Genomic DNA, 20473 nt, shown 5'->3' with positions numbered 1-20473 from the left:
AGTATAATCAAATCTTTGAGAGGGTTCTATGGCAGCTCACAAATTGAACATACTCATCCTGTCATGCATAACGATATTTTTTGTATCGTGCGATGTTGAAGTCCCGATTAAGGAAATGGTGAAGGCCAGGACCACCATTGAAAAGGCCCGCCAGGTCAATGCCGAGAAATATGATCCTGACAATTACGCGAAAGCAACGGAACAGCTGAAGCTCAGCCATGATTCCATGGTCGACAAAAAAGGGAGCAACGCCAAGAAGGCCGCCATTGAATCTGCAAACTTTGCGGATCTGGCCATACAGACCTCGCTGCCGAAGATTACCGATGATACTTTAGTCGAGGCGAAAACGCTGTACAAGGAATCGGAAGCGCTGAACGCCGAACAGTTCGCATCCGAGAAATATGCCCAGACGGGCAACGCCATCATAGAATCTGAAAAGCTCAAGGGCGATCAAAAATTGTGGGAAGCCTTCCAGAAGGCAAAGGACGCGGTGGCCCTGGGAAAAGAAACGAAAGAACTGTGTCTCGCGAAAGTGCCTCAGCTGAATGAAACTATCGGCGGAATAAAAAAAGAGATAGAAGAACTCAACTCAAAGAACCTATCCGACCAGCAGAAGCAGGACCTGGCAGCTGCAGGGGCCAATTGCGACAAGGCCGGCACCCTTATTGCCCAGAACAACGTCAAGGAAGCGGTTCCCCTCATCGCGGAATCAGAGAAGGCCGTAAAAAAAGTCCAGGTCGCGGTGCTGAAACTTTCGTCAAAGGAACGGATAACACAATTGCGCAAAGAGGTTGATGCCCTGAAAAAAGAGCGGGGATCTGAATTTGCGGGAGAGGACATCGAAGTCGTTGTTGCCGCTCTCAATGAGGCGGATTCCCTCCTTGACCAGGACAAGACCGATGAGGCCAACAAAAAGATAGCCGATGCCGAAAGTTCCCTGACCATAGCTAAAGAGAAGACCATAAAGGGTATCGCCCAGGACAAGGCCAGGTCCGTTGAAAAGCTTCTCGATGAAACCCGCACGCGGGACACCAAGAACCAGTATAAAGATCAGACCGATAGCGCGGCGACAATGATATCGGACGGCAACAAACTTTTCGAGGGAGGCTCCTACAAGGAAAGCATTTCAAAATACAACGAAGCGGAATCGCTCCTCTATTCTCTCGGCATTGCCGGCGAAAAGGATGCATCAAAGCATAAGGGATTTTTGCAGAAACTGGAGGGAAAAGCGATATATAAGGTCGTCTACAACAAGAAAAAACGCGATTGCCTGTGGAGGATAGCCCACAAGGTATACAGGAACGCCAAGCTGTGGCCGTTGATCTACATGGCCAACAAGGACCAGATCAAGGACCCGGATCTTATATTCCCGGGCCAGAAGTTTGTAATACCTGAAATCCCGGAAAAAAAAGAGGTGCCGGAGAAAGAGACATCTGAAGAAAAAACATCAGAGAAAGAGACTTCCGGGACTAAAGAGCCTGAAAAGGAAAAAACCGACGATGTCCCGAAGGAAACAGTTGATGAGGAAGTAAAAGAATAGTTTGTGAAACATTTTATTTTCAGAGCATATATATCCTGTGTCATTATAGCAACCTGTCTGTCGTCGTCCCTGCACGCCCGTGATATCAACCTTGATTCCCTGTATATCAACGGGGATTCGAACCTGTACGCCAGGCTCATTGAAAAGAAGGTCGAGGCGTACCAGAAGGCTGGCTCCCAGTTCATCGACCGTGACGTGATCTTCTCCTGCTGGGGAGACGGTAACAGTATTCTCTATGTCAAGGAATTACCCCGGCTCAACGTCATCTATTCTTTCAACAGAGCATCACGCAGGACCATTGAATTATTCAGGATACAGGGGACCATCACCGCCTTTAAGAACAGCGCCAGCGGGAGATATCTCTTTATCAAGCGGCTGGTTGAAGGAGAGAATTCCATGCCGCGGGGTGAAACGCAGGTCCTGGACCTATCGGCAAAATCGGCGGTCACCCTTGAATCGACCTACCCCTTTCTCGATTTTTCCGTGGCTCCGGGCGGCAATACCATTTTGGTGGAAACGAAAGACGGTATCGCGGAGTATTTTCCGGAATCAGGGAGGAAGGTCATTGTGCTTTACCGGAAGGAGTACGCTGATATCATTCAGGCCGGCTCCCCGGTGATCGCAGTGCTGTCGCCGAACCGAAAAAAGATTGTCGTGGCGAGCGGGAGCGGCGGCGCCTATCAGGGCAAAGTGATCTCCTCGGGAAGGTCGTGGCGCATTCCCGGAATGACTTCCGCGAGCGAACTGTACTGGGTCGATAACGCACTGCTGGTCTACCGGAAAGGGTATGCAGGCAATTTTTCGGTGCATCTTTATGACACGACGACACAGAGGTCGACGGAACTGCTCGGAAATTCCCTGAACACGAACATCCAATTTTCGGTATTTCCCAAAATGATATCGTTCCTTCAGGATCAGGTCATCCATGCCTATGACGTGAGGCATCTTGAAAACATAACAATCGGGCTTGAAGGGGAAGACGTCATATTTTCGCCAGACGGCAATCGCTTTATATCGCTGTATCTGAAAAAGTTGTTCGTCACCAGCGTAACAACGGTGAAAAGCAAAAATATTGAACTGGCTAAAACCGCCAAGGAGATCATAGCGCTGTACCGGAATCTTCTTGACGCCAGGGGATCTCTGGCCAATGAATACTCGCCTGAATACATACGAAAAAAAATCTCGGTATACAGCAGGATAGCGGAATGACTTCCTGCCCGGTATGAATCACGTTGCAGAGACACAATTGACCGGTGATGTCCATTATGAAGATGATACAATCAATCAGGGTATGGGGGCAAAATTATCTTAAGCGGCTCAATACGGGTCAGCGGCCCCATTACCGGACCCCGGATCTCCCCCTTGAGCGGCCGAAGGCACGGAACAAGCCCATTATCAATATACTGCTTTTTATTATAACCTTTTTCAGCACCACCTTCGCCGGTGCTTCGGATAGCGAATCCATGGTGGACGCCTTTATCAGCGGGCTTCCCTATTCGGCCACGCTCATAGCCATACTCCTGTTTCATGAATTCGGCCATTATTGTGCCGCCCGCAAGTTCGGCGTGGACGCAACCCTTCCCTATTTTATTCCATTCCCATCCATCATCGGCACCATGGGGGCTGTTATAAAGACACGATCGCCCATCCCAAACCGGCGGGCCCTGTTCTACATCGGGGCGATGGGGCCGCTGCCAGGTTTTATCCTGAGCCTTGGGGCGGTGATCGGCGGAATCTATCTGTCCGATATCAAGCCCCTCCCTGTCGTCAAGGGCGATATGATGATGCCCGTTTTCGGAGATTCATTGTTGTTTGCATTTTTTGTGAAGCTTATTCACGGATCGATTCCCGCCGGCCATGATATCTACCTGTCGCCCTATGCCTGGGCCGGGTGGATAGGTTTTCTCATAACCAGCCTTAACCTGATGCCGATCGGCCAGCTTGACGGAAGCCATATCCTCTATGCCCTGATCGGGAAAAAACAGAAAATATTCGGGTGGCTCTCCCTGGCTGGTCTGTGCGTACTTTCCTTTATATGGCAGGGCTGGGTTGTGTGGATTGTATTGACGCTCCTCTTCCTCATGGTCGCCCATCCGGAAATACCGGTGGAGACGCCGCTGACCCCGGTGGAAAAAGCTATCGGCTGGCTCTGCATGATTATACTCATCGTCACCTTTGTCCCGGTGCCGGTGAATTTTCTGTAGCGATGATTCCCCCATTAGAGACACACGTATGATCATTTATGCTGCGGTGAGTTTACCTTACGATACGCGATATGATTTCTGACTATCAACACCGAGCAGAAAATATCCGCCCCATACCATGCCGCCATGAGATGATATAATTCATCGCGTCCGATGGTTGAATTGAAGAAATTGAAGAACTGATTGCCGTCAAGGCTGTACAATCCTGCGACCAGGACCGCTGTTGTGATCATGAATGCCAACAGAATGGTTATTATGACTGAAGCTACAGATTTATATTTTTTGAAAACCAGAACGACCAGAAATGTCAAGACGGCAAGCATGAGAAACGTCATGGTGAGTCACCTCGCGGTTATAGGAAATTCGAGCGACATTAGTGGAACCCGAACACCATTACATTCATGATTGACGATAAACGTAAAGATTATTTTATAATAGCACGACACAATATCCAGGGTAGGAGCATCATACTATACAACAATGGACAAATACACATAATTTCTGGATGGAATAGAGTCGATTTATCTTATGTTAATGGGAATCCCTATTTAATAATATGAAGAAAAATTTTTTATTATAAATTGAAATATTTTTTTCGATATATTCATAATTCTTTGTATTTTAAATAATGGTTGCATTCCAATGCCGGTATAGCCATGTGGCTTCGTTTATCATTTTATGAGGATTGAGATAGTATACATGAAAAAGAGTCGAGCGATTATCAGTCTTTTAATTCCGGGCCTGGCAATAATGCTTTCCTGTACAAGCACAGAGGAGAGAAAACTTGAATCAGCCAACAAGCGGTTTCTGGATGCGCCGTTTGAAAAGGGAGACAACAAGGAAACCTTCCGGGTCCTTATCATGTCCAACAAGTATACCGTGGTACAGACGGACCATCAGGATACAATTGAGCGGGACAAGGACCCCGGCGGCGACAAGTATATCTGCGATGAAATAAGGAAATACGATAAAATCGACGAGTACCGGGAAGGGATGTATCACATTTCCCTCTTCCCCGATCGTGGCACCCTGATGAAAGTGCGGCCCTACAAGCCCTTGAACCTGATAGAATTGGACAATCTCATCCTGGATGATCTCCAGCGGTGGACCTTTAAATTCCCGAAGAAAACCATACAGCCCAATAACATGTACATCAAGTTCCGCATCGTCCTCAGGAAGAAACAGACCGATGCCCAGATAATTAAGGAAGTTGAAAAGAAAATGATGGGCAATTAACAATAAAAATGCTGCAATGCAGTATGATGATCTATGACGAAAAGCCCGTCCCTTACGAAGGACGGGCTTCTCGTTTGCCCCCGGTGTTCAATAGGAAAACAACTTATTCGTCTAGAGAGAAGTCGTGTTTATGATCAATCTCACGGCATTTTCGTCCATCATGAGCTTGCGCGATATTTCATCGGAGGTCCATCCCTTGTTGGACAGGTCGCGGACCGTGCGTATGACGTTATCATTGATGTTTTTCGGCCCCGAAGGATTTCCCTTGACCTGTTTCAGGATCGGATTGTTATTGTCGACCGCCTGGATGAAATCGGCGAACTGACGCATCTTCTTGTCCGTTTCGCTGAAAAGCTCCTGGAGCCTGTTGTCGGTGGTGCTGATCTCGTCGCGGAGCTTTTCAACCTTGCTGAACATGGCCTGGATCTGCTTCACGCGGACCTCCATGATTTCCGAGAGGCCGTCCAGCTCGTTGAACTTGTCCTTGATCTCCTTGACGTCGGTTTCGCGGGTTTTGAGGATGAGCAGGTTCTCCTCGACCCCGCGAATGTTCTGGTTGATCTTGTCGACCCTCTTTTCCGATTTGTCAACGACCTTCTGGAAGGCGTTGATTTTGCCCTCGACCGACTGGATCAGGATATCGGCCTTGTTCACGGAATCCAGGTTCCGCGTTATAACGTCCTCGTATTCATGGAGCTCCCGTATCCTTGCCTCAAGGCCGGCGTAGCTTTCAACAAGGGCGTCAATCTTGGAGCTGACCGCGTCGATTTTACTGAACTGGTCATGGAAGGCCGCCGTCTTTTCCATGGCGTTGTCGCTCATGTCCTGGAGGGTCCGTATTTCGCTTTCGATGTCTGCGAGCTTTTCCTTCTTGTTCTGGTAGGTCCGTATCTCGCGGTCGAAATCCTTCGAAAGCTCTTTGATGTGGTCCATGTCGGCAAAGAACTTCTCCAGGTGCAGGGCTTCTTTCTGGGATTCCTGGAGCATGCGGTTCAATTTGTCCACTGCGGCATCGACGTCCCGCATGAGGGTCTCGGTCTTCGTGAATATCTTGTTCTGGTCCTCGTAATTGAGTATTTCCGATTTGATGTCGCCAAGACGTTTCTCCATGGTGTCAAACTCTTCTTTAATCTGTTCGCCGCTTTTGCGCAGTTCATTGTTCTTGGCGTCGGCGGTGTTGATTATCTTTGTCTCGAATTCCATGAAGCGCTCTTCGAAATTGTTTATTACTTTCTTGATATCTTCCGCCTCGCGCCGTGAAGCCTGGACGATCTCGTCGCGCTTGGTTATGGCGTGAATGCTCAGGTTGTCCAGCTCGTTCCGCACCTTGTCGACCTCGCTTTCGAAGGACTTTATCAATTTCGATTTTGAGTCGTTCATGTTGATTTCGACCGTGCTGACCTTGTTGTAGAGGACCTTGATGGAATTCTGGATTTCATTCTCCACGGCGGCGCTGCGCTCCTTGATGTCGGAGAAGACCTTGCCTTCAAGATCGGTCAGGTTGATCTTCAGAACCTCGATCTGGTTCTGGAGATTGGAGGCCCCTTCCACCGACTTGGCCACACCGTCGATTCTCACCTTGAAATTCTGCAGAAGAATCTCGCCGGTGTCGGTCACGCGCTGGTCCATGTCGGCAATGGCCCGCTCGAAGGATTCAGTCAGGTCTATGAGCTTCTGGCGGCTGTTGTTGACGAGGATGTCCTCCTTGTTCTCGATTGATTCGCGGAGCTTGTTCATCTGGTCGGTGAATTCGGCGGTCAGTTCCCGGGACCGCTCCTTGAGGCGGGTGCTGAAATTCTGAAGAATATCGGCGCTTTCGCCTTTCAGGTCCTTGATCGAATCCTTCAGGTAATTCATGTTGAGGGACAGTTCGGCGAAGCTTTCCTTGGCGCCGGCGATGAATTCGATCTGCTTGTTGACGTCACGGGCTGATTGGGATATGATCCTTATGTCATCTTCCACTTTTTTAAGATTTGTTTTCTCAATGTCGAGTCCCTGGAGCTTCGCCTCTATCTCCTTGACGGAAGAATTGATTATTTTCGCCAGGCCGCTTGATTTCTTGAGCATGATGTCCATTTCGATGGTGGCATCGTTAAAGCGGCGGTTTTCGGTCTCAGCAAGATTTTTGAATTCATCAAAGAGACGGGAGGAGTATCTCCGGAGTTTTGCCATCTTGATGTTTGTCCTGTCCAGCTTCCTGAAAAGGATTAACATGGCCAGGCAGACCACACAGGTTATGATGTTAACAATCATGATACTGACTCCGATGTTGATTCGTAAATGGGTTTACAGGTAAAAAAAATATACACTGCAAATTATTTGTCAATCAAAATTTTATGTCACATTAGAATTGGAAACTTTGTAACAGAATGAACAAGAAAGATACTTTAAAAGAAGTGAAAGAAGAGAACTGAACAGAGATATCAGATGTAGTTCTGACTTAGTTTTTTTATTAATCTTATTGACAAAAAGGGATTCTTTTTAAAATAGTACATTCACTATTTTCTGATCAGCTTTCCTAAAATAGAATGTAACTGATGTTTATATATACGAGGTGAATCATTATGAAAAGGACATTTCAGCCGAGCACAGTAAAAAAGTACAGGAAGCATGGATTCCGGTCGCGCATGAGCACCGCCGAGGGACGTGAAGTTTTGAGCAAAAGAAGGGCCAAAGGGCGGTATAAATTGACGGTTTCAGACGAGCGGCGGTTACCGAAATAATAATTATCGTGAAGAGCATTTATTCTTTAAAAGGAAGGAATTTATTTAAGGACGTTTATCTCAAAGGCAGAAGAATACAGGACACGGGTATTCGGGTATATACTCTCAAATCCAAAATACGTGAAGATGTGAAACCTGAAAACAGCGGCAACGGATTACATAGAATCAAGAATATAAAAATCGCAATAGCACTGACACGATCATTTGGGAAGTCACATATCAGGAACAAGGCTAAAAGAAGAATACGCGCGATCTGCACCGAGTTATTGAGCGATTTTAAGGAAGGTTTTTTCATAATAATCAGGATCGATAGTGATTTTAGTAATTATACGTTTGAAGACCAGAAACGGATTATCATTACACTATTTACAAGGGCGGGATTGCTTAACACTAATGCGCATAAATCCGTATAATATGGTGCGAACATTATTCTCAAATATCATTATATTAATGATTAGTGTCTATCGAGCTTTTATATCCCCGATATTACCCCGGTCCTGCAGGTTCTATCCGTCATGCTCTGCCTACGCAATAGATGCGATAACAAAGCATGGCCCGGTCAAAGGCTCTTATCTGTCAGCGCGTAGAATTCTCCGATGCCACCCGTTGAATGAAGGGGGCTTTGACCCTGTCCCTGAAACGTTTCATTTCTTTAAATAAATACGTACCCAGCCCTCCTGAAGAATCAATGCCGGACCATATTCCTGTAACGGAATGATACGCGGGGCCCGTAACGGCCTGTGGATTCTCGCCCATCAATCAATTGAAAAAGGATAATGACCATGGATAAAAAGAATATTATCGCCATCTTGCTGATAGCAGTGATATGGGGAGGCTATTTTATTTTCTTCAAGCCTGACAAACCGGCGAAAAAACCTGAGGCTGTCAAAACGGAATCCGCCAAGGCAATAGAAGGGGAGAAAACCGGGAAAACCGAGGGTGCGATGAACATTGTCGCCACCGGGAACAAGGGAGCCGAGAAAGATATATCAGTAAAGACCAAGAAATACGCAATGACCCTCTCGACAAAGGGCGCCGCCATCACAGGGTGCACCTATCTGGAGCGCAATATCGATCTGATTGTGAAAAAGAATCCCTTCAACGCCAGGGGAGCCCTTGATTTTTCCATGAGCTTCAATGACGACGAGTTTGTTAAGGGCAATAATCTGAGCAACGCGCTCTGGTTGGTCCGCGAGGACGGCAACAGGATAACTTTTTTTACCGATATCCAGATGGACGGCAATCCGGTCCGCATAGAAAAAACATACCTGTTCCAGAACGACGGGTACGGATTTAAAATAGAATACCGGCTGAAAAACAACGGGAAAAATGAAATAGCCTTCAGGAACGGATCAGCCATGGTTTCCCCGGCTGAGATCCTGGGCCCGACCCTGGACTACACCAACACCTACAACAGGCTCATGAGCGTGTACTCGATCGGCGGCAGCTTTAAAAAAGCCGACAAGGGGGGCGGGGGCTTTTTCCTGGGATGTGGATCCTCCTCCGGCGGCGATGCCCTTGTAAAAGAGACGGGAGCGATAAACTGGGCCGGCATCATGAGCAGGTATTTTCTCCTTATCATGATCCCGGAAGACGGGGCCGGAAAAAGCGTCATTCATGATAACCGTAAAGATGCCGGCTTCCGTACCGGCATGTATATCGGCCTCAATAAACTCGAACCGGGGAAAGAGATCAAGAAATCCTTCAAGGTATATCTGGGCGAGAAAGAAAAGAAAAAGCTCGCATCCTTCGACAAGGCGATCGTGGACGCCGCCGATGTGAACTCCCTCATCGAGCCGATCAGGGACTTTGTCATCTGGTGCCTCATCTCGATCAACAAACTTATCGGCAACCTGGGATGGGCCCTGGTCATCTTCTCGATCCTGACCAAGGTCGTGTTCATGCCGCTGACCATCAAATCAACGGAATCGATGAAAAAAATGCAGCAGCTCACGCCGAAGCTGAATGAGCTGAAGGCGAAGTACAAGGACAAGCCGGACCAGATGCAGAAAGAGATGATGAAGCTCTACCGCGAGAACAAGGTCAACCCCATGGGCGGCTGCCTGCCGCTTCTTCTGCAGATGCCGTTCTTCTTCGCCCTCTACAGCGCCCTCATCGATTCGATCGACCTCTGGCAGGCACCCTTCATCTTCTGGATGAAAGACCTGTCGATGCCCGATACGGTGCTTACCATATCCGGGTTCAACCTGAACATTCTGCCCATTATCATGACCGTTTCGACATTTTTCCAGTCGAAGCTGAGCACGGTCGATACCGGGGGCCAGCAGAAAATGATGATGATGATGATGCCGCTGATCTTCATTTTCATATTCTGGAGCATGCCTTCGGGTCTCGTCCTCTACTGGGCCCTGCAGAATATTTTTCAGATAGCACATCAGCTGATCATCAATAAGCGTTCACAAATGGAGAAGGCAAGCTGATGGGGGGCGTCGCCCCGTTTTTATCCGGATGTCATGGATATCCCGCAGAGGCGGACGATAAGGGGCGACGATTCGGCTATTAACTGTAACGAATAAAAATAGATAGAGTTCTTACTCAATTAGGAGGTCAATGATGAAAGTTATAGAAGTGGAAGGACGGACCGTTGACGACGCGACAAAAAAAGCCATTGCGGAATTGGGGATCACCGATTCCTCAAAAATCAATATAGAAGTCATCGATGAAGGAAAGAGCGGCATTTTCGGTTTCGGGGTTTCCAGGCCGGCCAAGATCAGGCTGTATTATAATATAGACACCAAGGATATCGCCGATGCCATCAGGGACGTCATCGGGAATATCTTCAGCAAGATGGAGCTTGACTGCAGAATATCCGATGTCAAGGAAGGCGAGTCAAAGGTGTATATTGAGCTTGAAAGCAAGAACAGCTCTGGTCTGGTCATCGGACGGAAAGGGAAAACGCTGGAGTCCCTGCAATTCATGGTGAACCTTATCGTCAACCATAAGACCGGCAGCGATAAGAAAATCATACTGGACATAGAATCGTACCGGGCCAAGCGGGAGCGGGCCCTCAGGAAAATGTCCAAGGACATCGCCTTCAAGGTGATAAAATCGGGGAAACCATGGACCCTGGAGCCGATGAATCCCTTCGAGCGGCGCCTGATACACCTGACCCTTCAAAACGACAGCCGGGTCACGACCAAGAGCGAAGGACAGGGCATTTACCGGAAAGTGACCATCATACCGAAGCAATGACCGGGAACCATGACTGAAGACACCATCTGTGCTCCGGCGACCCCTCCTGTAAATTCTTCAATCGCGATCATACGAATAAGCGGCCCTGACACGCACAGGGCCATCGCTTCGCATTTCACCGCTGCCGGAGACCTGAAGCCGCGCTACGCCCATTACGGGAGCCTGACGGATCGCGACGGACAGATCGATGATGTGATCATCGTGAATTATCCCGCGCCCCGGAGCTATACCGGCGAGGAGATGGCGGAGATTTTCTGCCACGGCAATCAGCTCATCGTAAAAAAGATCATCATGCTCCTCAACGGCAGCGGCATTAGGCTGGCCCAGCCGGGCGAATTCACCCGTCGGGCATACCTGAACGGCAAGATCGATCTCACCGAAGCGGAAGCCATCAACCATATCATCACCGCGAAAAGCGAATGGGAGATTGAAACGTCCCTCCGGCAGATGCACGGGTCCCTGAGGGATGTCATTCAAAAAATCAGGGAGAGCATAACCGGATTCAAGGCGGATATCGAAGCGGGCATAGACTTTTCCGACCAGGAAATTGAAGTCATCACGGCTGAAGAGGCCCTTGCGGCTTCAGGGAGGATCAGGGATTTGATCCGGGATCTCCTGGACCGGTGCGTCATGGGGGAGCAGTTGAGCCACGGCATTGACATTACGATCACCGGCAAGCCCAATGTGGGAAAATCGAGCATCCTGAACCTCCTCCTGAACCAGGAGCGGGCCATCGTCTCGAGCATTCCGGGAACGACGCGGGATATCATCCGGGAGCCCTTCCAGATATGCGGCATGCACGTTAACCTGGTCGACACGGCAGGCATAGACACGCCGGGCGATGAGATCGAAAAAATGGGGATTGACCTGAGCCACAGGAAAATCGAATCGTCGCCCTTTATCATTCTGGTTCTTGACGCCCGTGCGGGTATAAACGATGCGGACCGCAATATACTGGAAAAAACGAAGGAGAAAAAAAGGATCATCCTTATTAATAAAACCGATGTCGCCGGCGCCGATGATATTGCCTCCATCAAAGAAATGCTTCAGGAAGATACGGTGCTGTTTTCAGCTGTGACCGGAGCAGGCCTGCAGGATTTGATGGAGGCCCTGTCGAGGAGAATCAAAAATGACTTTGTTCAAGTAGAGAATTCCTTCATTGCGGACATGCGTATCATCGGCCTCTTGAAGAATGCCCTTTCATCTTCGGAGAAAGTATCAGACCTTGTTGCGTCCCGTGCTCCCGGCGAAATAATCGCTTTCGAGCTTCAATCTCTGATGGATATCCTTGCTGACATTACCGGTGAAATCACCCCTGATAATATTCTTGATTCCATTTTCAGCAGATTCTGCATAGGGAAATAATGTCACGGCGCAGCCTTAACGGATGTTAAAAGGCGACTGCCCTGGAAGGATAACGGTCGTTTTGGCGGAAAAAAGAAATTTTGATTGATCATAATTTCTTATTACTTTTATGATGTACTTTAATACATCTCAACATTTCCCATTCAACCCGGTTCGGTCAAATAGTATGGATAAAGGAAAAATCGACAAAACGAAAGAGAATATCGGCGTTTCCAGGCTTGATGAACAGACAAGGAAAAATCTCTTCGATAAATTCGTGGAGAGCGGCGGCAAGGTCGTCAAGGAGAAAAAGGTCCAGACACGCCTGACCATTGATCGGGAAAAACAGAAGCAGTTCTTAAAACGGGTTGAAACCCGGCCATCAAACAAGAGAGTAAAACAAGAAAAGGCCGCGCCAGTTGAAACAAAAAAAACAGCCGCAAAGAAACCGGCATCGGGAAGTGAAGTCGGAGCTCTGGATCTTCTCATGGGGAGACTGAAGCTCCGTTTCAAGCTCAAGTTCCTTGGCATCGCCGGTTTCAATGGGTATTATTTCAACAACAAGTTCTTCAAGAAATTCAATAATATTTACAAGCCGGCCCTGATGGATGTCCAGATACTGTACCTGGAAATTTTCAGGAAAAATCCCGCCGTTGGCAGGAACATAACAGCAAAACTCGATGGCATGAAACCTCTTTATTTCGAGCTCATTGAGATGATCGGCAACCTCTTCGACAAAATAGTCGCCGATCAGATAACGGAACAATATGTCAATTTCCCCCAATTGCAGAAAAAGACCCTGGAGCTGAAAGAACAGATCCTGCTGCTGTATAAAAAACTCCTTGTGCTCAATCCTTTTGAGAATTCCGTTCAATCAGCCTTCGAACGCGCCATCGATTATTATGGGAAATCGAGCGATACGACCGGCGATTCCTACTCATCCATGAGAAGAAGGATACGGAACGATCTATTCATCACGTTCCATAAATTTTTGCCGCGGCTTCACCTTCTTTTCTGCCTGTACCAGGGGCGGTATTATGAACTGTATGATACTGATATCGAGAGCATTCTGGGCATAGGAGAGGCTGAAAAACCGGGAAACAGGCAGCTGGCGCAGTATTTTGATGAAGTGGCCGAAGTCCAGGAAGAAGCAGCCGCGAACAAAAAACAGGAAGAGGGAGAAGAGGAGAACGAGGCCGATAAAGGACGGCTGAACGCTATACGTCAGGGTCTTGAAATGATGTCGATGCTGGACATGGCGAAGCTCAGGAAGGAATATGACCGGCAGCGGCTCTTCGAGCATGTGAGCGACGGCGACAAGGTTTTCATTACCTACCTGCTCTTTAACGAGTTTGACAAGGAATATTCCTTCATTTTAACGACCAACAAGATCAAGTTCAGGACCGATATTATCGCACGCACGAAAATCGATTTCAGGGCGAAACTGAATACACTCTACGACAAGATGAGAAAGAGCAGCGACAGCCTCCGTGAATATGCGGAGGAGCTCGCCAATTACGAAAAATCGAGGAATGAGAAGCCAGCGGGCAGCACACAGTATATCGAATTCACCAAGCGCATCGAAGCGCTGGAAACAAAGAAGAAAACCCTGGGCAAAAACGCCTTGTCAGTTGTACATGGGTACATGCTGGAAATAGTCCAGGAGCTGCAGATGCTCCTCGAGGACATGGACAGTCACCAGATATACATTGAAAATCCCCAGGAAGAACTCCTCTTTGACCCCGCCATTGAAGGCGAGAAAAAGATCCATGGGAAGAAAATCTTCGAAGCCATTTATATCATTTACTGTTTCGCCCTTGCCTTCGCCTATCGTCTGAGCCAGGAGGGGGACCTCTCGGGAAATCTGGAATTCAGGAAGGAAGAGCTGGAGCAGATGAAGAGCGAATCGAAGAAAGAGGAATCCCCTGACAAGGATAAAACAGAAAAGAAATCGGGCAAGTCGATCCTCGAAGAGCTCGATGATATGCTATAATACAATCTTCGCCGCGGGATCAATATTCCGCTGTTTATTTTACTGATCATTGATCTCAGAATGAAACTGCTTCATCTCATCACTGCGCCTGCCACGAATTGTCTCCCTGTCAGCGGAAAGTTCAGGATCACGGTAGGGAACAGCACGCTTGTTGGCCATGAGAAGGGCCATGTCGTGCGCGGTTATCTCCGGTATTATATTGCTTTTTGAAGCAATGGTTCCCTCGCGTTTGCCCCCCACAGAGGGTCCCCTGCCGATGAGAAAGCCGGCTTCGAGAAGGGCGGAGCGGACCTGCGGAGCGCTGGAATAGGTTGTGAGCACGGCCTGATCGTTCATTGTCCGGTATATCTGCCTGAAGAAATCCACGGACCAGAGCTCCGGATTCCGAGAGGGTGAAAAGGGGTCGAAGAACACCGCGTCAAAGGCTTCATCGGGCAGGGGCCTGACGTTCTCCCGGGCATCGCCGAAAAGAACGGAAATCGAGGCGCTCCCGGCGGTTGATGATCCCCCGATGTAGGCCTTCTGCAGCGCGGTATAGAGCCGGCCCCGATCATCATCAAACGTGATGGATGCCAACGCGGCGGCCAATGATCGGTCCCGTTCGAGGGAGAAAACAGTGACGACGCCCAGGTATCCGGCCCGCTCCAGTTCGGCAAGCAATGCAAGGGTGTTATACCCGAGGCCGAAGCCGACATCGAGGACCTGCAGAGCGGATTTATTCAGGCCAAGGATCCCGGAGGGGCGCACATGCTTCAGCAGTGCTTCCTCGTAGGCCCCGGATAGTGAATGCATATGCTCGTCATACTCAGGGAGGTAGAGGGTGTACGAACCATCCCCGGTTTTCACAAGAAAGTGCGCGGGATCAGTCATAGGGAGTTGCAAACCTCTTCATAGGCATGGGCCGGTTCAGCAATTCAATCTGCTGCCTTGAGAAAATCATTCACGGTAAAGTCAATATAGGCGGCGCAGTAATCATCGCGACAGAACTTATGGCGGATTATTCCACCGGAGAGGATGCCGGGAAGAAGACGCTGGCAGGCAGCGGCTTGTTCAAAACCGGCACCGCGGATGCGCAGGTAGCTCACCAGAATGGTTTCAGCCCTGATCCTGCCGGTATCAAGCAAGACATCATCGGTGGCGCGATTGATTTTCCCGTCAATGCCGTCAATGTAATTATAGTGAACGAAAACGCGGAGGGTGCCGTCATGGATCCCTTCCCATGAACTTTTCTTATAATTCAGAAATGAGCATGACAGAATAATTGCGCACAATAATGCCGGTACTGCACCGGAAAGAATATATCCAATCGCAACAATTCTTTTACGAGGGCATGATTTTATTAATGACATTTTCATTTAGATCATTTTTATTGTTTATCAAAAAAAAGATGCAACAATAAATCTTTACTTCTGTCTTTTTTATCATATCCATATACAGGAAATTTCAATGAAAAAAATCGTGTTTATTGAACCTAAACCGCCGGGAGAACATATCTTCACGCAATTTGCCCTGCCGAGAATCGGAATTTTCATTCTGGCCACGATGATGAAAAATCGCGGCTGGGATACGCAAATAATCGTCGAAGATCTGACCTCGATACATTATGACGAGCTGTCAGACGCGGATATTGTGGGAATATCCACCATTACTCCCACATCGATCAATTCTTATAGCGTTGCCAATACGATACGCCGCATGGGAATCACCGTTATCATGGGGGGGCCCCACGTGACCTTTCTTCCCGAAGAGGCCCTTGAATACGCTGATTTCGTAATACGGGGTGAGGGAGAGATCCCTCTCATGCGGTTCATCGATGCCTGGGAGTCAGACAGGGATTATCGATCGGTGCCAAATCTTTCATACAAGGACGGCGATCTTTTCGTGCACAATCCGATGCGTGAATTCGAGAACGATCTCGACCGGCTGCCGTTTTCTGATTTTTCCCTCATGAAAGACGGCTCGAAGCTTAAAGTGCTTCCGGTGCAGACGTCGCGCGGGTGCCCCTACGATTGCTCGTTCTGTTCCGTTACGGGTATGTTCGGGAAAAAATACCGATACCGGTCCACGGAGCATATCCTCGATGAATTGAGGCGCTACAGGGGCCTCGGGAAAATGATATTCTTTTACGATGATCATTTTGCCGCGAACAGGAAAAGGGCCAAGGAGCTGCTGCAAGCCATGCTGCGCGAAGGGCTTACCTTCAAGTGGTCCACGCAGGTGCGGGCGGATATCGTCAATGACCTCGAGCTTCTGGACCTCATGAAACGGAGCGGCTGCCACACCCTGTTCATCGGGTTCGAATCGTTCAACCCCGAAAGCCTGAAAGAGATGAAGAAGAAGCAGACCGTCGACGATATCATAAAGGCCGTCAGGATCATCCATTCCTTCAACATACATATCCATGGCATGTTCGTCCATGGCTTTGACAGCGATACGTGGGACTCGGTCAAGATGACCGTGGAATACGCAAAAAAGATGAAACTGACGTCGGCGCAGTTCCTCATGTTGACGCCTTTTCCCGGGTCCGAGTTCTACAAGCATGTGGAAAAACGCATCGTATTTCCCGACTGGTCAATGTATGACGCACACCATGTCGTGTACCGGCCCCTGCATTTTTCATTGAAAGGCCTGCAGCGGGCGCAGACATACAGCCACGAGCGGTTTTATTCCCTGTCTGAAATCGTAAGAAAGATGCTGCGCAAGAACTGGATCGCCGCGGGCATAGCCGTGTATGCGAGGATCATAAACCGCCGGTGGAAGAAAAATAACAGTGAATATCTCAAAGATATTGCCCGCATGGAATCCAGCGAACGGCATCGCACAAAAGAAACCCTTGCTGTTGAAAAAGCTTGATACCCGGGATCATGACTTAGATTGCCCTGTGATGCCTTTGTAATAAAAATTCTTGCTTCCGTGTCGCCGGCAATGTACTATAGTACTGCAAGGCCCCTGTTGCAGGGGCCGGTGGAGTCGTGTGATATGGCAAAAAAAATAATTCTCCATGGAAGGGTTCAGGGTGTCTGCTGCAGAGCCTACTGCAGCCAGTATGCCCGCGTCCATTGCATCCATGGCACTGCATCCAACCTCTCCGACGGCTCTGTCAGGGTTCTTCTTAATACTGACGATGGGGATCTGGTGAGACAATATATCTCGGATCTTACGACCAATCCAAAAAATTTCTCTTTTTACGGCCATATAGAAACTGTTGATGTATCCGACTTCTCGGGCTCTCTCCGGGGGGATTACCAGTTCTAAGGGAGCCTCAAAAAGTCCTATGGGGATCCTTGCCTGCAGGAACAGGGAGAACTGCTTGCCCATCATTTCGCAGGGCGCAGACGAAGACTCACCTGCCTGATAAGCCAGGGACTGACAGCCTCGGCTGCTATCCTGCTGCCGAACCTGTTCCAGTGAGGATCGTTTCCCTGGGTGACGCTCTTGCCAGATTTATTAATTTCCGGGAGAAAATAATCCAGCAGGTCAAGGTAAGGAATACCGCGCTTCGTTAACTCGGCAGCAAGAATCCTGTTCGGCTTTCTGTAATCAAAATCCTCCTCTGATGCGTTCAGGGCTGCCCATGCCTTTTTTTGAAGATGGGGATAGAGCTGGAGATCGGCCGGGATTATCACAACAGCCAGGGCTATATTTCTCTTTTTGCAGGCCCTGTCTATCCTGGTTATAAAATCAAATGAGCTCCTGAAATCATCGTTGAAACGGGCATTGTTTTTTTTGAATACCATCCCATGGGCGTCAAGGAGGAGCTGCAGGTATGCTTCATCGCTCCTCAGTGAAAATCCTTCCCTGTATGGTCCGGAGCCGAAAATCGCGCCCTTCGGTTTAATAATGCGGGCGATGTATCCATTAATCCATGTAGCTGCGGCTGAATATGAATACAGCCTGAAGCGCTTTCCTCCATTTTTGAAGTCGTCAAATATGTTGAAATGTATAATGACCATGTCGGGGTTCAGGCTGAATCCTTCATCAGCCAGGACCGACAGATAGTCCACCGGGCCAGCTTGGGGTATCCCCAGGTTGAGGATTTCTGATTTGCCATGGACCGAACGCAGCCTTTTCTCCACGAGGTTCATGTAGCTGTCCTCGTAGGGTACGGCGCCATAGGTCTGGGAATCCCCTACGGCCACTAGCCTGTAGTGACCCGGCTTTTTCCGTCCGCTGAATTCGATATCCTTGTAGCCGCGGGAGTTGAGCCTGAACCCGTTAAACTCTTCGGAACAGGGCCTGCCGCGGTAACGGAGATAGGTCGTATCGGGCGTGATTATAAAGGCCGGATCAAAAGCCCGGTAAAGACGTAAGGAAAGTTCCACTACTCCGAAAAGGAGGAGCATTATCGATATAGTAAGGGACAGTATTTTTATGGAAGAATTTTTTGTCACGGATGGCGTTCGGGTATTATAACCAGGCATATCCGCGGGGGGTGCGAATATGCCTGGTTGGATTTGTTACCATTTACCGGTCTTTGCGGCCGAGGGTTTGGGGAGATTGCTCAGCTCCGCCAGGGCCTCGTTGACTTCGTCCTGGTGCAGCTCATGGTCCACCAGCTTATTTTGAAGAAAGAGGTCATAGCCGTACAGGTCCATCAGTCCATGGCCGCTCAGGTTGAAGACGATCACTTTTTCCTTGCCTTCTTCCTTTGCTTCCCTGGCCTTGCGGATTGTGGCTGCGACGGCGTGGCTGGTCTCCGGCGCGATGATAATTCCTTCGGTTCTGGCGAAAAGCATGGCCGCCTTGTAACATTCGATTTGCTGCAGCGCCATGGGTTTGAAGAGTCCCTCCACCACGCCGGCTGAAACGAGCGGCGCCATGCCGTGATAGCGAAGGCCCCCGGCGTGGATGGCATCGGGCACGAAACTGTGGCCCAGGGAGTGCATCGGCAAAAGCGGCGTCATCTTCGCGATATCGCCATGGTCATAGATAAAGGGGCCCTTGGTGAGGGTGGGGCAAGAGGCAGGCTCCACCGGGATTATCTCAATCTGCGCCCCGTTTATCTTATCGCTGGCAAAGGGAAAGGCGAGACCGGCGAAATTGCTGCCGCCGCCGGCGCAGCCGATAACGATATCGACCTTCTTTTCCCCGGCCTTTTGGAGCTGGATTTTCGCCTCCTGGCCGATTATGGTCTGGTGAAGGAGCACGTGGTTCAGGACGCTGCCCAGGGAATAGCGGGTCTGACCGGTGGTATCGGATACCGCGGCTTCGACCGCCTCGCTGATGGCGATACCCAGGCTGCCGGGGGTGTCCGGATGCTTTGCCAGGACGTCCCGGCCCGCCTTGGTTTCCGGGCTCGGGCTGGGGATACAGGTGCCGCCCCAGGTCTGCATCATGGTTTTGCGCATCGGCTTCTGCTCGAAGCTGATGCGAACCATGAAGATCTTGCACTCGAGGCCGATAAGGGAGCAGGCGAAGGAGAGGGCGCTTCCCCACTGGCCGGCGCCTGTTTCGGTGGTAAGCTTTTTAATGCCGAACTGCTTGTTGTACCAGGCCTGGGCCACGGCCGTATTGGGCTTGTGGCTCCCCGCCGGCGATACGCTCTCATTTTTATAGTAGATGCGAGCCGGCGTCCCCAGGGCCTTTTCAAGATGATAGGCGCGGTGCAGCGGCGAAGGCCGCCACCGGTACAGCAGCTCGAGGATTCCCTCCGGTATATCGATCCACCGTTCCTGGCTCACTTCCTGCTCGATCAGGTTCATGGGAAATACCGGGGCCAGCATGTCGGGGGTAACGGGCTTTCCATCAGGCCCCAGAGGCGGCTGAAGAGGGGTCGGAAGGTCGGCCGCGATATTGTACCATTTCCGCGGCATTTCGCTTTCGTTGAGAAAAATTTTATTCTGCATAGGAAACTCCTTATATTAATTCGCCTGTTTTTTTCCAGGCGGTTCTTTTGCGGTTTCCTTGTACCGCTCAATCATGGCTCTGAAGGGGGAATGGGCCTTTTTAAGCTCCCGTGAGCCCCTGGTGATCTTGCAGAGGCTGATACCGAGGCGGTCGGCGATTTTTCTCTGGCTCATGCCTTCATCGAGCAGCTTCACCAGCTCCCACCGGGCGGAGATTTCATCGATCTCGTTCCTGGTGAGGATGCTTTTTAAAAATGACTCGATCTGTTCCCGGTCCTCGGAAGCAGCCAGCGCGGACGCTATTTCCCTCAGTTTGTTGTTGGTCATGATTGCTATAGTTTCTATTGATAGAAACGATTCTATGAATAGAAACA

The 20473-nt window shown here is 49.4% G+C and carries 20 protein-coding genes; 14 read left to right on the top strand and 6 right to left on the bottom strand.

Features of this window, described 5'->3' with window-relative positions:
* Positions 1-28 precede the first annotated feature (28 nt).
* Genes KA369_02025 through KA369_02015 form a run of 3 tightly spaced genes read left to right on the top strand, consistent with a single transcriptional unit; the run spans position 29 to position 3744 of the window.
* Entirely contained in the window at positions 29-1540 is a 1512-nt protein-coding gene (locus tag KA369_02025) for a LysM peptidoglycan-binding domain-containing protein (protein MBP7734729.1), read from the top strand.
* A gap of 3 nt (positions 1541-1543) precedes the next feature.
* Positions 1544-2749 (top strand): hypothetical protein, encoded by a 1206-nt coding sequence (locus KA369_02020; protein ID MBP7734728.1) that lies wholly within the window; start codon positions 1544-1546, stop codon positions 2747-2749.
* A gap of 56 nt (positions 2750-2805) precedes the next feature.
* On the top strand, positions 2806-3744 hold the full coding sequence (locus KA369_02015) for a site-2 protease family protein (GenBank protein MBP7734727.1): 939 nt from the start codon (positions 2806-2808) through the stop codon (positions 3742-3744).
* Positions 3745-3776: 32 nt separating this feature from the next.
* Here the strand turns inward: KA369_02015 and KA369_02010 are convergent, their stop codons facing one another.
* Positions 3777-4079 carry a hypothetical protein gene (locus KA369_02010; GenBank protein MBP7734726.1) on the bottom strand — a complete coding sequence of 101 codons (303 nt, stop codon included), beginning with the start codon at positions 4077-4079 and terminating at the stop codon, positions 3777-3779.
* Positions 4080-4443: 364 nt separating this feature from the next.
* Between KA369_02010 and KA369_02005 the strand changes: the two genes are divergently transcribed.
* Positions 4444-4980, top strand: coding sequence for a hypothetical protein (locus KA369_02005; GenBank protein MBP7734725.1), 537 nt, complete (start codon positions 4444-4446; stop codon positions 4978-4980).
* Positions 4981-5091: 111 nt separating this feature from the next.
* On the opposite strand, the gene KA369_02000 is transcribed toward KA369_02005, so the two are convergent.
* Positions 5092-7233 (bottom strand): hypothetical protein, encoded by a 2142-nt coding sequence (locus KA369_02000; protein MBP7734724.1) that lies wholly within the window; start codon positions 7231-7233, stop codon positions 5092-5094.
* A gap of 311 nt (positions 7234-7544) precedes the next feature.
* On the opposite strand from KA369_02000, the gene rpmH reads away from it, so the two are divergent.
* The 7 genes from rpmH (at position 7545) to KA369_01965 (ending at position 14253) form a co-directional block, all read left to right on the top strand.
* On the top strand, positions 7545-7703 hold the full coding sequence (gene rpmH, locus KA369_01995) for a 50S ribosomal protein L34 (protein MBP7734723.1): 159 nt from the start codon (positions 7545-7547) through the stop codon (positions 7701-7703).
* An 8-nt stretch (positions 7704-7711) separates the two neighbouring features.
* Positions 7712-8116 (top strand): ribonuclease P protein component, encoded by a 405-nt coding sequence (gene rnpA, locus KA369_01990; GenBank protein MBP7734722.1) that lies wholly within the window; start codon positions 7712-7714, stop codon positions 8114-8116.
* Positions 8097-8363 carry a membrane protein insertion efficiency factor YidD gene (gene yidD, locus KA369_01985; GenBank protein ID MBP7734721.1) on the top strand — a complete coding sequence of 89 codons (267 nt, stop codon included), beginning with the start codon at positions 8097-8099 and terminating at the stop codon, positions 8361-8363. Before rnpA ends, yidD begins: the two co-directional genes overlap by 20 nt.
* 122 nt (positions 8364-8485) lie before the next feature.
* Positions 8486-10144: a membrane protein insertase YidC gene (yidC, locus tag KA369_01980; protein ID MBP7734720.1), complete on the top strand. Its 1659-nt coding sequence runs from the start codon at positions 8486-8488 to the stop codon at positions 10142-10144.
* A 133-nt stretch (positions 10145-10277) separates the two neighbouring features.
* Entirely contained in the window at positions 10278-10916 is a 639-nt protein-coding gene (locus KA369_01975; protein MBP7734719.1) for a protein jag, read from the top strand.
* A gap of 9 nt (positions 10917-10925) precedes the next feature.
* The gene (gene mnmE / locus KA369_01970) at positions 10926-12281 is read left to right on the top strand and encodes a tRNA uridine-5-carboxymethylaminomethyl(34) synthesis GTPase MnmE (GenBank protein ID MBP7734718.1); all 1356 of its coding nucleotides are present in this window, start codon (positions 10926-10928) and stop codon (positions 12279-12281) included.
* Positions 12282-12447: 166 nt separating this feature from the next.
* Positions 12448-14253, top strand: a complete 1806-nt coding sequence (locus tag KA369_01965; protein ID MBP7734717.1) for a hypothetical protein — start codon at positions 12448-12450, stop codon at positions 14251-14253.
* 39 nt (positions 14254-14292) lie between these two features.
* On the opposite strand, the gene KA369_01960 is transcribed toward KA369_01965, so the two are convergent.
* Entirely contained in the window at positions 14293-15123 is an 831-nt protein-coding gene (locus KA369_01960) for a hypothetical protein (protein MBP7734716.1), read from the bottom strand.
* A gap of 26 nt (positions 15124-15149) precedes the next feature.
* On the opposite strand from KA369_01960, the gene KA369_01955 reads away from it, so the two are divergent.
* The 3 genes from KA369_01955 to KA369_01945 all read left to right on the top strand — a co-directional run bounded on the left by KA369_01955 (position 15150) and on the right by KA369_01945 (position 17508).
* On the top strand, positions 15150-15476 hold the full coding sequence (locus KA369_01955) for a hypothetical protein (protein MBP7734715.1): 327 nt from the start codon (positions 15150-15152) through the stop codon (positions 15474-15476).
* Between the two features lie 223 nt (positions 15477-15699).
* Positions 15700-17106 (top strand): B12-binding domain-containing radical SAM protein, encoded by a 1407-nt coding sequence (locus KA369_01950; GenBank protein MBP7734714.1) that lies wholly within the window; start codon positions 15700-15702, stop codon positions 17104-17106.
* Between the two features lie 126 nt (positions 17107-17232).
* Positions 17233-17508: an acylphosphatase gene (locus KA369_01945; GenBank protein ID MBP7734713.1), complete on the top strand. Its 276-nt coding sequence runs from the start codon at positions 17233-17235 to the stop codon at positions 17506-17508.
* Between the two features lie 62 nt (positions 17509-17570).
* Here the strand turns inward: KA369_01945 and KA369_01940 are convergent, their stop codons facing one another.
* From KA369_01940 to KA369_01930, 3 genes are all read right to left on the bottom strand, one after another.
* A complete protein-coding gene (locus KA369_01940; protein ID MBP7734712.1) occupies positions 17571-18644 on the bottom strand; it encodes an SGNH/GDSL hydrolase family protein in 1074 nt (357 codons plus the stop codon).
* Between the two features lie 66 nt (positions 18645-18710).
* Positions 18711-20099 carry a TrpB-like pyridoxal phosphate-dependent enzyme gene (locus KA369_01935; protein ID MBP7734711.1) on the bottom strand — a complete coding sequence of 463 codons (1389 nt, stop codon included), beginning with the start codon at positions 20097-20099 and terminating at the stop codon, positions 18711-18713.
* 15 nt (positions 20100-20114) lie between these two features.
* Entirely contained in the window at positions 20115-20426 is a 312-nt protein-coding gene (locus KA369_01930) for a helix-turn-helix domain-containing protein (protein ID MBP7734710.1), read from the bottom strand.
* Positions 20427-20473: the final 47 nt, after the last annotated feature.

It is taken from the genome of Spirochaetota bacterium, assembly GCA_017999915.1.
GTDB lineage: Bacteria > Spirochaetota > UBA4802 > UBA4802 > UBA5550 > RBG-16-49-21.
The sequence above is the reverse complement of the archived record's forward strand: the minus strand, read 5'-3'. Positions and strand labels throughout refer to the sequence as shown.

Coding starts and splice junctions, on each gene's coding strand:
- KA369_01975 (MBP7734719.1), top strand. CDS start 10,278: ATGAAAGTTATAGAAGTGGAAGGACGGACCGTTGACGACGCGACAAAA.
- KA369_02015 (MBP7734727.1), top strand. CDS start 2,806: ATGAAGATGATACAATCAATCAGGGTATGGGGGCAAAATTATCTTAAG.
- KA369_01945 (MBP7734713.1), top strand. CDS start 17,233: ATGGCAAAAAAAATAATTCTCCATGGAAGGGTTCAGGGTGTCTGCTGC.
- mnmE (MBP7734718.1), top strand. CDS start 10,926: ATGACTGAAGACACCATCTGTGCTCCGGCGACCCCTCCTGTAAATTCT.
- KA369_01965 (MBP7734717.1), top strand. CDS start 12,448: ATGGATAAAGGAAAAATCGACAAAACGAAAGAGAATATCGGCGTTTCC.
- KA369_01960 (MBP7734716.1), bottom strand. CDS start 15,123: ATGACTGATCCCGCGCACTTTCTTGTGAAAACCGGGGATGGTTCGTAC.
- KA369_02005 (MBP7734725.1), top strand. CDS start 4,444: ATGAAAAAGAGTCGAGCGATTATCAGTCTTTTAATTCCGGGCCTGGCA.
- KA369_02000 (MBP7734724.1), bottom strand. CDS start 7,233: ATGATTGTTAACATCATAACCTGTGTGGTCTGCCTGGCCATGTTAATC.
- yidD (MBP7734721.1), top strand. CDS start 8,097: ATGCGCATAAATCCGTATAATATGGTGCGAACATTATTCTCAAATATC.
- rpmH (MBP7734723.1), top strand. CDS start 7,545: ATGAAAAGGACATTTCAGCCGAGCACAGTAAAAAAGTACAGGAAGCAT.
- yidC (MBP7734720.1), top strand. CDS start 8,486: ATGGATAAAAAGAATATTATCGCCATCTTGCTGATAGCAGTGATATGG.
- KA369_02010 (MBP7734726.1), bottom strand. CDS start 4,079: ATGACGTTTCTCATGCTTGCCGTCTTGACATTTCTGGTCGTTCTGGTT.
- KA369_01950 (MBP7734714.1), top strand. CDS start 15,700: ATGAAAAAAATCGTGTTTATTGAACCTAAACCGCCGGGAGAACATATC.
- KA369_01955 (MBP7734715.1), top strand. CDS start 15,150: ATGGGCCGGTTCAGCAATTCAATCTGCTGCCTTGAGAAAATCATTCAC.
- KA369_02025 (MBP7734729.1), top strand. CDS start 29: ATGGCAGCTCACAAATTGAACATACTCATCCTGTCATGCATAACGATA.
- KA369_01935 (MBP7734711.1), bottom strand. CDS start 20,099: ATGCAGAATAAAATTTTTCTCAACGAAAGCGAAATGCCGCGGAAATGG.
- KA369_01930 (MBP7734710.1), bottom strand. CDS start 20,426: ATGACCAACAACAAACTGAGGGAAATAGCGTCCGCGCTGGCTGCTTCC.